Origin of the sequence: Enterobacter sp. 22499, from assembly GCF_052044815.1 — a bacterium.
Classification (GTDB): domain Bacteria; phylum Pseudomonadota; class Gammaproteobacteria; order Enterobacterales; family Enterobacteriaceae; genus Enterobacter; species Enterobacter bugandensis.
Genome location: NZ_JBQENR010000008.1, coordinates 180,066 through 193,621 on the forward strand (window position 1 = coordinate 180,066; position 13,556 = coordinate 193,621).

General features: G+C 53.1%; 16 protein-coding genes and 1 other RNA gene. 9 read left to right on the forward strand and 8 right to left on the reverse strand.

The annotated features are described in order from the left end of the window. Nucleotides 1-24: 24 nt before the first annotated feature. The 3 genes from ACTJI7_RS20155 to smpB form a co-directional block, all read right to left on the reverse strand. Entirely contained in the window at nucleotides 25-1,266 is a 1,242-nt protein-coding gene (locus ACTJI7_RS20155; RefSeq protein WP_323283352.1) for an integrase, read from the reverse strand. Nucleotides 1,267-1,468: 202 nt separating this feature from the next. Beyond that, nucleotides 1,469-1,832: a transfer-messenger RNA gene (gene ssrA, locus ACTJI7_RS20160) on the reverse strand. An 89-nt stretch (nucleotides 1,833-1,921) separates the two neighbouring features. Then, entirely contained in the window at nucleotides 1,922-2,404 is a 483-nt protein-coding gene (gene smpB, locus ACTJI7_RS20165; protein WP_008502505.1) for an SsrA-binding protein SmpB, read from the reverse strand. A 156-nt stretch (nucleotides 2,405-2,560) separates the two neighbouring features. On the opposite strand from smpB, the gene ACTJI7_RS20170 reads away from it, so the two are divergent. Beyond that, complete coding sequence (locus tag ACTJI7_RS20170; protein WP_008502504.1) at nucleotides 2,561-2,998, forward strand: type II toxin-antitoxin system RatA family toxin; 438 nt, start codon at nucleotides 2,561-2,563, stop codon at nucleotides 2,996-2,998. Further along, entirely contained in the window at nucleotides 2,988-3,275 is a 288-nt protein-coding gene (locus tag ACTJI7_RS20175; protein WP_045260867.1) for an RnfH family protein, read from the forward strand. The genes ACTJI7_RS20170 and ACTJI7_RS20175 overlap by 11 nt, the downstream gene beginning before the upstream one ends. Nucleotides 3,276-3,377: 102 nt before the next feature. Here the strand turns inward: ACTJI7_RS20175 and bamE are convergent, their stop codons facing one another. The 3 genes from bamE to nadK form a co-directional block, all read right to left on the reverse strand. After that, entirely contained in the window at nucleotides 3,378-3,716 is a 339-nt protein-coding gene (bamE, locus tag ACTJI7_RS20180; protein WP_028014132.1) for an outer membrane protein assembly factor BamE, read from the reverse strand. A 138-nt stretch (nucleotides 3,717-3,854) separates the two neighbouring features. Next, nucleotides 3,855-5,516: a DNA repair protein RecN gene (gene recN / locus ACTJI7_RS20185; protein WP_048957964.1), complete on the reverse strand. Its 1,662-nt coding sequence runs from the start codon at nucleotides 5,514-5,516 to the stop codon at nucleotides 3,855-3,857. An 85-nt stretch (nucleotides 5,517-5,601) separates the two neighbouring features. After that, on the reverse strand, nucleotides 5,602-6,480 hold the full coding sequence (nadK, locus tag ACTJI7_RS20190; RefSeq protein ID WP_008502500.1) for an NAD(+) kinase: 879 nt from the start codon (nucleotides 6,478-6,480) through the stop codon (nucleotides 5,602-5,604). 122 nt (nucleotides 6,481-6,602) lie between these two features. Here nadK and grpE point away from each other — a divergent pair, with 122 nt between their 5' ends. Next, entirely contained in the window at nucleotides 6,603-7,196 is a 594-nt protein-coding gene (grpE, locus tag ACTJI7_RS20195; RefSeq protein ID WP_032644906.1) for a nucleotide exchange factor GrpE, read from the forward strand. 51 nt (nucleotides 7,197-7,247) lie between these two features. Here grpE and ACTJI7_RS20200 read toward each other — a convergent pair whose 3' ends face one another. Then, the gene (locus tag ACTJI7_RS20200) at nucleotides 7,248-8,534 is read right to left on the reverse strand and encodes an HlyC/CorC family transporter (RefSeq protein WP_032644905.1); all 1,287 of its coding nucleotides are present in this window, start codon (nucleotides 8,532-8,534) and stop codon (nucleotides 7,248-7,250) included. A gap of 19 nt (nucleotides 8,535-8,553) precedes the next feature. Next, nucleotides 8,554-9,345: a cytochrome C assembly family protein gene (locus ACTJI7_RS20205; protein ID WP_032645009.1), complete on the reverse strand. Its 792-nt coding sequence runs from the start codon at nucleotides 9,343-9,345 to the stop codon at nucleotides 8,554-8,556. A gap of 166 nt (nucleotides 9,346-9,511) precedes the next feature. On the opposite strand from ACTJI7_RS20205, the gene ffh reads away from it, so the two are divergent. From ffh to ACTJI7_RS20235, 6 genes are all read left to right on the forward strand, one after another. Then, nucleotides 9,512-10,873: a signal recognition particle protein gene (gene ffh / locus ACTJI7_RS20210; RefSeq protein ID WP_003863132.1), complete on the forward strand. Its 1,362-nt coding sequence runs from the start codon at nucleotides 9,512-9,514 to the stop codon at nucleotides 10,871-10,873. A 116-nt stretch (nucleotides 10,874-10,989) separates the two neighbouring features. Then, the gene (gene rpsP, locus ACTJI7_RS20215; RefSeq protein WP_022649067.1) at nucleotides 10,990-11,238 is read left to right on the forward strand and encodes a 30S ribosomal protein S16; all 249 of its coding nucleotides are present in this window, start codon (nucleotides 10,990-10,992) and stop codon (nucleotides 11,236-11,238) included. Nucleotides 11,239-11,253: 15 nt separating this feature from the next. Beyond that, the gene (rimM, locus tag ACTJI7_RS20220; protein ID WP_028014127.1) at nucleotides 11,254-11,793 is read left to right on the forward strand and encodes a ribosome maturation factor RimM; all 540 of its coding nucleotides are present in this window, start codon (nucleotides 11,254-11,256) and stop codon (nucleotides 11,791-11,793) included. Between the two features lie 31 nt (nucleotides 11,794-11,824). Further along, the gene (gene trmD, locus ACTJI7_RS20225; RefSeq protein WP_003863138.1) at nucleotides 11,825-12,592 is read left to right on the forward strand and encodes a tRNA (guanosine(37)-N1)-methyltransferase TrmD; all 768 of its coding nucleotides are present in this window, start codon (nucleotides 11,825-11,827) and stop codon (nucleotides 12,590-12,592) included. A gap of 43 nt (nucleotides 12,593-12,635) precedes the next feature. Beyond that, nucleotides 12,636-12,983 carry a 50S ribosomal protein L19 gene (gene rplS, locus ACTJI7_RS20230; protein ID WP_002914145.1) on the forward strand — a complete coding sequence of 116 codons (348 nt, stop codon included), beginning with the start codon at nucleotides 12,636-12,638 and terminating at the stop codon, nucleotides 12,981-12,983. 132 nt (nucleotides 12,984-13,115) lie between these two features. Then, entirely contained in the window at nucleotides 13,116-13,520 is a 405-nt protein-coding gene (locus ACTJI7_RS20235; protein WP_063155578.1) for a DUF2946 domain-containing protein, read from the forward strand. The last annotated feature ends 36 nt before the right edge of the window (nucleotides 13,521-13,556 follow it).

Consider the following 13,556-nt stretch of genomic DNA (forward strand, 5'->3'; position numbering starts at 1 on the left):
GAAAAAACCAGTCCAGCTTACAACTCAGCCCACAAGTTTTAACTCCGTTTTCCCACTTTCAACAATGCTCCCGCTATCGGCCTTGCTAACAAAATCAGCCCACCATTGCATCATTGGACGTCGTTGCTCAAGATAATCGCTTCGATTGTAAGCTCGTCGTACCTCATTTTTGTCTACATGAGCCAATGCTGCCTCAATAACATCAGGCGGAAACCCTTGCTCATTGAGAGCTGTACTTGCGATAGAACGCAAGCCATGAGAAACGAGAATACCTCCTAAGCCTGCACGCTTCAGTGCGGCATTAACTGTTTGACTGTTCATTGGCTTGGTAGGTTTGATGCGACTGGGAAAGATAAATTCTTGTCCACCACTGAGTAACTTCATCATTTCCAGAATAGAGAGAGCCTCATTGGATAGTGGAACCGTATGGTCCCGGTTCATCTTCATTCGGGCTGCTGGAATTTTCCATTCGTTAGCATCAAAATCGATCTCATCCCATCGTGCCTCAGCGGCTTCGGCAGGGCGGGCAATGGTGAGAAGCTGCCACATGAACAAGCACCGCGTTGACATACTTATACTTGCCGTACGCATTGTTTGCATTAACTGTGGAAGCTGATCCGGACGGATACTCGGCATGTTTTTCTTTTGCGGTTTCTCGAACGCTTTTCCGATATTTACACTGGGAACTGCATCAATCAGGCCTGTGTTCTGCGCATAAATCATGACTTCGTTAATACGCTGACAAAGGCGGCGAACAGTCTCTAATGCACCTCTGGCCTGAACCGGCTGAACAGCTTTAACCAGAGTATGAGCCTTAATCTCAGTGATGCTGATATCACCGATTGCTGGGAAAACATCTCTCTCAAGCGAGCGCCAGATATCGTCGGCATAGTCCTCTGTTACGCTGGTTTTCTTCACATTCCACCAACGCTCGGCAACTAACAAGAAGGTGTTGGTTTTGGCCTCTTGAGAATTCCTCACCTGTTCTTTCTGGTGTTCCTGAGGATCAATATCTTTTGCCAATAAAACTCGAGATTCGGCTCTGAGTTTACGCGCATCAGAAAGTGAGACAGCAGGGTAGGCACCGAAGCTCTGCTTGGTTCGCTGCTTTGTCAGAGGTCGATAGTAACGGAACTGCCAGAGCTTACTACCACTGGACTTGATTAACAGAGTAAGCCCGTCACCATCATACAGCTGGTAATCGGCATCTTTAGGTTTGGCGGCTTTGATTTCCGTATCGGTTAGCGGCTTGGTTTTTCTTGCCATGGGAGTCTCCATGCGTTTAGGCCCAACGAAAACAATAGAGCTTTTCGTTGGGCCTATCAATGGGCCTAAAAGGTTCGGATTTAATTAGTTCTCTTTGGACTTCGCGGGACAAATTGAAGGCACAAAAAAGCCCGCAGGGCTTGCGCCGTGCGGGCTCTTAGGACTTCATCGGATGACTCTGGTAATCACCGATGGAGAATTTTGGTGGAGCTGGCGGGAGTTGAACCCGCGTCCGAAATTTCTACATCCTCGGTACTACATGCTTAGTTTGTCTTTACATTCGCACGCCAGCTGCGGACAGACACGCCACTAACGAACTAGCCTGATTAGTTTTAACGCTTCAACCCCAGGCAGGGCTTCCACGCGATCTCTTTTGGGTTTGACCTCTCTTTGATCCCCGTCTTAAGAGCGGAAGCTAGGGAGAGAGGGCTCAGAGCAGGTTATTAAGCTGCTAAAGCGTAGTTTTCGTCGTTTGCGACTATTTTTTTGCGGCTTTTAACGAGGCAAACCGCCCCTCGGCATGCACCTTGGGTTTCGCAAATCCCGTCGAATCCAGAATCAGCCCCAATAGTGTTGAACTAAGTATACCAGATTTCACTTCCTGGATACCAGCCCGGAACGCTAACTTATTGAATAGTACAATAAGTGTGCAGAATCAACGTCCTGCGTTTTTCATGATGCGCGCTTTATCCAACTGCCACTCGCGTTCTTTCAGGTCAGTACGTTTGTCGTGCTGTTTTTTACCTTTCGCGACACCAACTTTCACTTTGCACCAGGCATTTTTCCAGTACAGTGACAGGGCGACCACGGTGAAACCTTCACGGTTGATGCGTCCGTAGAGGGATTCCAGCTCACGCTTGTTCAGCAGCAGCTTGCGGGTGCGCGTTGGGTCACATACGTAGTGCGACGAGGCGACAGTCAGCGGCGTAAAGTTCGCGCCGAACAGGAAGGCTTCGCCATCTTTAAGGATCACGTAGCTGTCGCCGATGTTGGCTTTCCCGGCGCGCAGCGATTTTACTTCCCAGCCCTGCAACGCAAGGCCAGCTTCGAATTCTTCTTCAATGAAATACTCGTGGCGAGCACGCTTGTTGAGCGCAATGGTCGCCGAGCCTGGTTTATGTGCTTTTTTCTTCGTCATAAGTGTCGTAAAGCCGTCGGTAATCTGATTTCAAAAAGTCACCTCATTGCGTCCTGTGAGGTCTAACGCGCTATCTTAGCACGAGATGAGGCTTAGCGTTTTTTTAACAGGTGATAAATGTTATTATTTGTCCGTTGTGTGACCATGGAAAATGCTATGCCTCAGATTAGCCGTACTGCGCTCGTTCCTTACAGCGCGGAACAAATGTATCAGTTAGTGAACGATGTTCAGTCTTATCCAGAGTTTATCCCGGGATGTACCGGGAGCCGCGTTCTGGAGTCTGGCCCGACGCAGATGACTGCGGCGGTGGATGTCTCCAAAGCGGGGATCAGCAAGACGTTCACCACCCGCAATACGCTGACTAACAATCAGAGTATTTTGATGCATCTGGTGGATGGTCCATTTAAAACCCTGATGGGTGGCTGGAAGTTTACGCCACTGAGCGCTGACGCCTGCCGCATTGAGTTCCATCTGGACTTTGAGTTCACCAATAAGCTAATTGAGCTGGCGTTTGGCCGCATCTTTAAAGAGCTGGCGTCAAATATGGTTCAGGCGTTTACCACCCGCGCCAAAGAGGTTTACAGTGTCGCATAAGATTGCTGTAGAGGTGGTCTACGCGCTGCCGGAGAAGCAGTACTTACAGCGCGTAATGCTGGAAGAGGGTGCCACCGTTGAGGCGGCTATCCGCGCGTCCGGCATCCTTGAGCTTCGCAGAGATATCGACCTGGCGAAGAACAAGGTCGGGATTTACAGCCGTCCGGTGAAGCTGGGCGACGTGTTGAAAGAGGGCGACCGGGTCGAGATTTATCGTCCTCTGATTGCCGACCCGAAAGAGCTGCGTCGCCAGCGCGCGGAGAAGTCTGCTAAGTAGCGTGTTTCCCCCTCACCCTGTCCCTCTTCCCAAAGGGGGGAAGGGATAAAGAAAAACAAAAAAGGTGCTCGTTGAGCACCTTTTTGCATTTCTGGCTTCTGATTATTTTGTCAGGGCAGGTTTGTTGTCGATGTTGGTCAACACACCGGCGCTGCTGAAGGTCAACGTCAGGGTCTGCTGGGTCACGCTTTCGTGGCCAGGCTGCTGACGGAATACATAGAACCAGGTGTTAGTGCCGAACGGATCGGTCATCATCGGGGTTCCCAGTGCATAAGCGACCTGCTGTTGTGTCATCCCCACGCGGATTTTGGACACATCGTTAGGGGTAAGGTAGTTCCCCTGGTTGATGTCAGGACGGTAAACCACTTTCTCCAGAGTGGAACAGCCTGCGGTCAACATCAGAAGAACCGCTGCGGCAGCGGTCAGCATTTTACAACGCATAGTGATTTGATTCCTTTTCGGGCCCGAGCAGAACGCGGCTCATATGTAATATGCCGATGATAATAGACCTTGCCCCACTTTGAAACCGGTCTGGCGGCGTTTTTGTTGTTCTGTATGACCCTGAGATCCCGAAAAAGTTTATGCCGCCAGCAGTTCTTTCGCGTTCGCGAGCGTATTACGCGTGACTTCACTGCCGCCGAGCAGTCGTGCCAGCTCCTGCAGACGCGCGCGTTTATCCAGCGGCTTCATGTGCGTTTCGGTCATTTCGCCGTCGGTTTCTTTACTGACAATAAAGTGATGATGACCACATCCCGCGACCTGCGGCAGGTGGGTGACACACATCACCTGCGTTGACTCACCTAGCTGGCGCAGCAGTTTACCCACCACTGCCGCCGTTGGGCCGCTGATGCCCACATCCACTTCATCGAAAATCAGCGCCGGGGTTTCCATTTTACGTGCGGTAATCACCTGAATCGCCAGCGCAATACGCGACAGTTCACCACCGGATGCCACTTTGGAGATTGCCTGCAGCGGCTGCCCCGGGTTGGTGGTGACGCGGAACTCGATGCGATCCGCCCCTTCTGCCGTCAGGTGGTTCTCTTCAAAACGGACATCAATAGTGAATACACCGTGCGGCATCGCCAGCGTGTGCATGCTATCGGTGATGTGCTGGCTTAGCTCCTGAGCGTAATGTTGACGGATCTCATGCAGTTTTTTCGCCGTGGTCAGCGCCTGCTGATGATGCAGGTTCACTGCCAGAGAGAGGGTTTCCTGCGAATCCGCCTGATCGTCAAGCTGCTGCTGTTCTTCGAGCAGAGACTGATAATAGCCTGGTAGTTCTTCCGGCGTGACATGGTGCTTGCGCGCCAGTGAAATCTGACGAGAAAGGCGCTGCTCCAGCTCAAACAGGCGGTTCGGGTCGAGGTCCAGCCGTTCACAATAATGACGCAGTTCGTCACTGGCTTCTGAGATTTGAATCGCGGCCTCTTCCAGCATATCCAGTACGCCAGAAAGTTTACTGTCCATGCCGGCCAGTTCGGTGACCAGTTGACGGACATTGTACAGCTGGCTCTGCAGGTTAACGTCTTCGCCATCTGCCAGCATGTTGAGGGCATTCTGGCTGGTTGAGAGCAGGTGGCCGCTGTTGGCGAGGCGCTTGTACTCTTCGTCAATTTGTTCAAACTCACCCGCCTGCGGGTTGAATTCGTTCAGCTCTTTAAGCTGGTACGCCAGCAGCTCCGCACGCGCGGCGCGCTCCTGGCTTTGCTGCTGGTGCTGGGCGAGCTCGCGGCAGCTCTGATGCCACTGGCGGTAGTGCTCCGCCATAAGCTGAGTAAGCGCGTACTCACCCGCATAGCCATCAAGCAGGGCTTTCTGCTGTTCTGGTTTGACGAGTTGCTGATGCGCGTGCTGACCGTGGATCTGGATAAGGAGCTGGCCGAGTTCGCGGAGCTGGGAGAGCGGGACTGCCGTGCCGTTGATAAAGCCACGGGAGCGCCCGTCGCTGCTGATCACGCGGCGAAGTAAACACTCACGTCCATCTTCGAGCTGATTTTGTTCCAGCCAGCGCAGGGCTGCAGGGGTATCTTTCAGGGAGAAACGTGCGCAAAGATCGGCACGGTTTGCGCCCATGCGCACCATGTCGCCTTCTGCACGGCCGCCAAGGCACAAGCCGAGGGCATCAATGGCAATGGATTTACCCGCACCGGTTTCGCCGGTGATCGCCGTCATGCCGCTGTGGAAATCGATCTCAAGCTCACGAACAATGGCAAAGTTGCTGATGGTCAGTTGTGCCAGCATAATTGTTTTCCTGTATGAAAAACCATAACTGTGTTTTCATACAGTATAAACTGGTTTTTTATACAGTAAAGTACTGGATGCAAAATCAGAACAATTTTTTTGACCAGCCAAGCTTCGAGCTTAATGTGTTGAAATAGCTGTAATCTTTCGGGTGAATCAAATTCAGGTGGTAATCACACCGGCGAATAAGAACATCTTCACCTTCCTGGATTGGCAGCGCGATCTGGCTGTCGCAGCTGATCTCCAGGTCGTTACGGCGGTGCGAGAAGCGCAGACGTATCGTACTGTCGCCGTTAATCACCAGCGGGCGCGCGGAGAGCGTGTGCGGGAACATCGGCACTAGCGTAATAGCATCCAGAGAGGGCGTCAGGATCGGGCCGCCCGCAGAAAGCGAGTAGGCGGTTGAGCCGGTCGGGGTGGAGATAATCAACCCGTCAGAACGCTGGGAAAAGGCAAAGATTTCGTCGATATAAACTTCGAACTCAATCATGTGTGCCACTTTGCCGGGATGAAGCACCACCTCGTTAATCGCGGTGCTGATGCGCTTCTGACAGTCCTGCTGGCACACCTGCGCTTCCAGTAAAAAGCGTTTTTCGCTGATATAATGACCTTCCAGCACGTCGGCCAGCTGTTGCTGCGCGTTGTCCGGGTCGAGGTCGGTTAAAAAGCCGAGATTGCCGCGGTTGATACCGATGACCTTGATGTCATAACGCGCCAGCGTGCGTGCCGCGCCGAGCATGTTGCCATCGCCGCCCACCACCACGGCGAGATCGGCCTGTTGGCCAATTTCCGCCAGCGTGCCGGTTTTGACGCTCTTCAGCTGCAGTTCCTGCGCAATTTGCTGCTCGACCATCACTTCATAGCCTTTGCTACACAACCAGCGATACAACATTTCATGTGTCGTCAATGCGGTAGGGTGACGCGGATGCCCGACGATCCCAATACACCTGAAATGATTATTCATTTTCTGGAGGTCCTTGTGCCTGATGAATGATGACAATCTCTCTTGTTCCCTTGAATCCAGGAAACTGATCCCCATAATAAGCGAAGTTAGCGAGATGAATGCAGAAAAACGCGGAGAAATTCATGAGTAGTAAAGAACAGAAAACGCCTGAGGGGCAAGCCCCTGAAGAAATTATCACGGAACAGCACGATGAAGTTGAGGCTGTAGAGCCAGACGCATCTGCTGAGCAGGTGGACCCGCGCGATGAAAAAATTGCGAATCTGGAAGCCCAACTGGTAGAAGCACAGAATCGCGAACGCGACACCGTTCTGCGCATCAAGGCGGAAATGGAAAACCTGCGTCGTCGTACCGAGCAGGACGTTGAGAAGGCGCATAAATTTGCGCTGGAGAAATTCGTCAACGAACTGCTGCCGGTGATCGATAGCCTCGACCGCGCGCTGGAAGTGGCTGACAAAGCGAATCCGGACAACGCGGCGATGATCGAAGGTATCGAACTGACGCTGAAATCCATGCTCGACGTCGTGCGTAAGTTTGGCGTGGAAGTGATTGCGGATACCGATGTGCCGCTGGATCCAAACGTTCACCAGGCCATTGCGATGGTGGAATCTGAAGAGATTGAAGCCGGTAAAGTGCTGGGCGTGATGCAGAAAGGTTACACCCTGAATGGCCGTACCATTCGCGCTGCGATGGTGACCGTGGCGAAAGCGAAAGCCTAATTTGCTCCCTGTAGTGCCGGGTGGCGGCATTCGCCTTACCCGGCCTACGCTTTACTCGGCAATACTTTCCCTAAGTGGCGTAACGGGCAGCACCTTCACCTGCTTAATCATATTGTCCTGCACGTCCAGGATATCAATATCGTACTGCTCAATGCGCACCCGCGTGCCCGCCGCCGGGATCTCTTCCAGCGCTTCCAGAATCATCCCGTTCATGGTACGAGCTTCATCTTCCGGCAAATGCCAGTTAAAGGCTTTGTTGAGTTCACGGATGTTCGCGCTACCGTCAATCAGCACCGAACCGTCGTTTTGCGGGGTGACCTCTTCCGCGAGGGAAGGGGACATCGACGTGGTAAAGTCCCCGACAATCTCTTCCAGAATATCTTCGACCGTCACCAGGCCCTGAATATCGCCGTACTCGTTGACCACCAGGCCGACTTTTTTCTTGTTGCGCTGGAATTTAACCAGCTGCGTGCTGAGCGGCGTACCTTCCGGCACGTAGTAAATCTCGTCGGCGGCGCGCAGCATCACCTCTTTGGTGAACTCTTTTTTCTCGGTCATCAGACGGTAGGCTTCGCGCACGCGCAGCATGCTGATGGCGTCATCCAGCGAATCGCGATAGAGCACGATGCGCCCATGCGGAGAGTGCGTCAGCTGGCGAACAATGGCTTTCCAGTCGTCGTTGATGTCGATACCGACGATCTCGTTGCGCGGCACCATGATGTCATTCACGCTCACTTTTTCCAGATCCAGCACCGACAGGAGCATATCCTGATTGCGCCGGGAGATCTGCGAGCGGGATTCGTTCACGATGGTGCGCAGCTCTTCTTTGCTGAGCGCGCTGCTGATAGTGACGTCGGCTTTGATCCCCACCATCCGCATCAAAACGCGCGTGACCATGTTCAGCAGCCAGACCAGCGGCATCATCAGGATCTGCAGCGGTGCCAGCAGGAAGCTGCTCGGGTAGGCCACCTTTTCCGGGTAAAGCGCGGCGATGGTTTTTGGCAATACTTCGGCAAACACCAGCACCACAAACGTCAGCACGCCGGTGGCAATCGCCACCCCGGCGTTGCCGTACAGGCGCATCCCAACGATGGTGCCGAGGGCTGAGGCCAGAATATTGACAAGGTTGTTGCCGATAAGCACCAGGCTTATCAGCCGATCCGGCTTGCGGAGCAGTTTTTCAACGCGGCGGGCGGCACGGTTACCCTGTTTAGCACGATGACGCAACCGGTAACGGTTTAAGGTCATCATGCCGGTTTCCGAGCCGGAAAAATAGGCGGAGATGACCACCATGACGATCAGGATAACGATCAGCGTGGTGGTAGAGATGTGTTCCAGGGGGAACTCCTTTTATAACTTAGCCAGCAAATTGCTGTATGAAGCGGCTGCCAAAATAGGCAAGGGTGAGAATGCCCGCACCCGCGACGTTGAACCAGACGACGCGACGACCGCGCCAGCCTTCATGATAATGGCCCCACAACAGGACAATATAGACAAACCACGCGATGATGGAGAGCACTGCTTTATCGATATTCTCCACGCTGAACAGGTTCTTCATGTAAAACAGGCCGGTGCAGAGCGTGAGCGTCAGCAGCACCACGCCTATCTGGGTGATGTGGAACATCTTACGCTCAATGACCATCAGCGGCGGCATTTCATGGTTGAACGCCAGCTTTTTGTTTTTCAACTGGTAATCAATCCAGGCGAGCTGCATGGCGTAAAGCGCGGCGATGATCAGCGTTGCATAGGCGAACAGCGACAGGCCGATGTGCACCAGCATCCCCGGCGTCGCCTCCAGATGCGTAATGAATTCATTAGGCATAAAGGTGGCTAAAGCCAGATTGATCAGCGCGAAGGTATACACAATCGGCAGCAGCAGCCAGCCGCGATTTTTAGACGCGACGATGGTCATTACCGTACAGATCATCAGGCTGACCAGCGAGCCGACGTTGAGGACGCTCAGGTTTTGCACGCTGCCGTCGCCGGGAATAATGCGTGATTCCAGCGCAAACGCGTGGCTTATCAGTGCGATGACCGCCGAAAGAATAGCCATGCGCCGCCAGCCGCTGTTTTTTTGCAGCAGTCCGGGAATGATCAGCGCGAGGCTGACAGAGTAGGCAACAAGGGCGATCAGTGCGAAAACAGGCATATAGGCATCGACAGTTGTCTTAATAAGAAAGAGAAGCAGTATAACGTTACGTGACGCCTGCTCCAACCGTTGCATAACAACAAAGGCGCCTTCATGTTATACTCCGGCAAAATTCTGTGTATGTGTCGCTCAATGCGGCCCAACGTTTCTACTCAGGCGAGAGACAATGTTTGATAATTTAACCGATCGTTTGTCGCGCACGCTGCGCAACATCAGCGGCCGCGGACGCCTTACTGAAGAGAACATCAAGGAAACGCTGCGCGAAGTGCGCATGGCGCTGCTGGAAGCAGACGTGGCGTTGCCGGTTGTTCGTGATTTTATCAACCGCGTAAAAGAGAAGGCGGTTGGTCATGAAGTTAACAAGAGCCTGACCCCGGGTCAGGAGTTCGTCAAAATCGTTCGTAACGAACTGGTTTCGGCGATGGGCGAAGAGAACCAGGTGCTTAACCTGGCGGCTCAGCCACCGGCCGTGGTGCTGATGGCGGGCCTGCAGGGTGCGGGTAAAACCACAAGCGTCGGTAAGCTGGGTAAATTCCTGCGCGAAAAGCACAAGAAGAAAGTGCTGGTGGTCTCTGCGGACGTCTATCGCCCGGCGGCGATCAAGCAGCTGGAAACGCTGGCCGAGCAGGTCGGCGTGGACTTCTTCCCGTCCGACGTTGCCCAGAAGCCTGTCGACATCGTTAACGCCGCGCTGAAAGAAGCGAAGCTGAAATTCTACGACGTGCTGCTGGTGGATACCGCCGGTCGTCTGCACGTTGACGAAGCGATGATGGACGAAATCAAGCAGGTGCACGCTTCTATCAACCCGGTAGAGACCCTGTTTGTCGTTGACGCCATGACCGGTCAGGATGCGGCGAATACCGCGAAAGCGTTTAACGAAGCGCTGCCGTTAACCGGCGTGGTGCTGACCAAAGTCGACGGCGACGCCCGCGGCGGTGCGGCGCTTTCTATTCGTCATATCACCGGTAAGCCGATCAAGTTCCTCGGCGTGGGCGAGAAAACCGAAGCGCTGGAGCCGTTCCACCCGGACCGTATCGCCTCCCGTATCCTCGGCATGGGCGACGTGCTGTCGCTGATCGAAGATATCGAGAGCAAGGTCGACCGCGCGCAGGCTGAAAAGCTCGCCAGCAAGCTGAAAAAAGGCGACGGTTTCGATCTGACCGACTTCCTTGAGCAGCTGCGTCAGATGAAAAACATGGGCGGCATGGCAAGCCTGATGGGCAAACTGCCGGGCATGGGCCAGATCCCTGACAACGTTAAATCCCAGATGGATGACAAAGTGCTGGTGCGTATGGAGGCGATCATTAACTCCATGACGCTGAAAGAACGAGCCAAGCCAGAAATCATCAAAGGTTCCCGTAAGCGCCGTATCGCTGCCGGTTGCGGCATGCAGGTGCAGGACGTTAACCGCCTTCTGAAACAGTTCGACGACATGCAGCGCATGATGAAGAAAATGAAGAAAGGCGGCATGGCGAAGATGATGCGCGGCATGAAAGGCATGATGCCTCCCGGTTTTCCAGGGCGTTAATCGCTTTTGAGATTGCTTTTTGCCCGAAAATGAGTAAAATTTTCGGGCTTTTAATATGACACCCGGGCTCCGTTCCTCGATGGGGCCCGGTTGTTTTATTCACACAAGAGGATGTTATGGTAACTATTCGTTTAGCACGTCACGGCGCTAAAAAGCGTCCGTTCTACCAGGTTGTTGTGACTGACAGCCGTAATGCACGCAACGGTCGCTTCATTGAGCGCGTTGGTTTCTTCAACCCACTGGCCTCTGGCGCAGAAGAAGAAACCCGTCTGGATCTGGATCGTATCGCTCACTGGGTTGGCCAGGGCGCTACTGTTTCCGATCGCGTTGCTACGCTGATCAAAGCAGCAAACAAAGCAGCTTAATCTGTCACGGTGGTCATGATGAGCAATAAAGCACCTGTTGAACCGATCGTATTGGGAAAAATGGGTTCTTGCTACGGTATCCGTGGTTGGCTCAGAGTGTTTTCCTCCACTGAAGACGCTGATAGCATTTTTGATTACCAGCCCTGGTTCATCCAGAAAGCCGGTAAGTGGGAAGAGGTCGAGCTGGAAAGCTGGCGTCACCACAATCAGGACATCATCATCAAGCTGAAAGGCATTGACGATCGTGATGCCGCGAATGCGCTGACTAATTGTGAAATTGTCGTGGATTCGTCGCAGTTGCCACAGCTGGAAGAGGGCGACTACTACTGGAAAGACCTTATGGGCTGCCAGGTAGTCACCACTGAAGGTTACAGCCTGGGGAAAGTCATCGATATGATGGAAACCGGGTCAAATGACGTTCTCGTCATTAAGGCAAACCTGAAAGATGCATTTGGCATCAAGGAGCGGCTGGTCCCGTTCCTCGATGGACAGGTTATCAAGAAAGTCGATCTCGCTACTCAAACCATTGAAGTAGATTGGGATCCTGGTTTTTAAATTCTCCGGATAAACGGTAAAAGACGGCGCTATGTGGATTGGCATAATTAGCCTGTTTCCTGAAATGTTCCGCGCGATTACCGATTACGGGGTAACTGGCCGGGCAGTAAAGAATGGCCTGCTGAGCATCCAGAGCTGGAGTCCGCGTGACTTTACTCATGACCGGCACCGTACCGTGGACGATCGTCCTTACGGCGGCGGACCGGGGATGCTAATGATGGTGCAACCCTTACGGGACGCCATTCACACAGCAAAAGCCGCGGCAGGTGAAGGCGCAAAGGTGATATATCTGTCACCTCAGGGACGCAAGCTTGATCAAGCGGGCGTGAGCGAACTGGCGACGAATCAAAAGCTGATTCTGGTCTGTGGTCGTTACGAAGGGATAGATGAGCGCGTAATTCAAACCGAGATTGACGAAGAATGGTCTATCGGCGATTACGTTCTCAGCGGTGGTGAGTTACCGGCAATGACGCTGATTGACTCCGTCGCCCGGTTTATTCCGGGGGTACTGGGCCATGAAGCTTCGGCAACGGAAGATTCCTTTGCCGATGGATTGCTGGACTGTCCACACTATACTCGTCCTGAAGTGTTAGAAGGGATGGAAGTACCGGCAGTGTTACTGTCTGGAAACCATGCCGAGATACGTCGCTGGCGTTTGAAGCAGTCGCTGGGCCGAACCTGGCTTAGAAGACCTGAACTTCTGGAAAACCTGGCTCTGACTGAAGAGCAAGCAAAGTTGCTGGCCGAGTTCAAAACTGAACACGCGCACCAGCAGCATGAACATGATGGGAAGGCGTAATACGCTCCCGAATATCAGTTTACCCAGGATAAGAGATTAAATTATGAGCAACATTATTAAGCAACTTGAACAAGAGCAGATGAAGCAGGACGTACCTTCCTTCCGTCCAGGTGACACCGTGGAAGTGAAAGTATGGGTTGTTGAAGGTTCCAAAAAACGTCTGCAGGCATTCGAGGGCGTGGTTATCGCTATTCGTAACCGCGGTCTGCACTCTGCATTCACTGTTCGTAAAATTTCCAACGGCGAAGGCGTTGAGCGTGTCTTCCAGACTCACTCTCCGGTAGTTGACAGCATTGCTGTTAAACGTCGTGGTGCTGTACGTAAAGCTAAACTGTACTACCTGCGTGAGCGTACTGGTAAGTCTGCTCGTATTAAAGAGCGTCTGAACTAAGATTCGCTTAAGCGACATCCTGTTAGAAAGGGCTGGCCGAAAGGCTGGCCCTTTTTTTATCCCATCGCACCTCTCGCATTAACCCTTTCGTCATAAATCATTTACAATGCTTGCCTCTTGAATGGAGGGGAAGTGGATAACGTACTGCATCAGCCTAACCGGAAACGCGCAGCGGCTTTGACCGCGCTGTTTGCGATCCTGCTGATCGTGGTAGCACCCCTTATCTCCGTTTCGCTGCAGAAAGACCCCATGAGCGCCATGCCGGGCATGCATCATGACATGAGCATGATGTCGATGGACGAGCATCACGGCGATATGCCTCAAACGATGCCTGTCGACCATGCGGAGGCGTGCGGCTACTGCGTGCTGTTAGCGCATGTCCCTGGCGTGATGCTCGCGCTGATAGTGCTGCTCAGTATCGTGCTGCAAAGGCTTCGCGTGAAGCCGCCGCGTCAGGCGGTCAGCCACTGGCACTTTTTCCCCTGGCTTTACCCTGATACCCGCGCGCCGCCGCGGCAGTCTGCTTTTTCCCTTTAAAAACTCAATCGATAACTTTTTGCCTTAAAAAGGAAA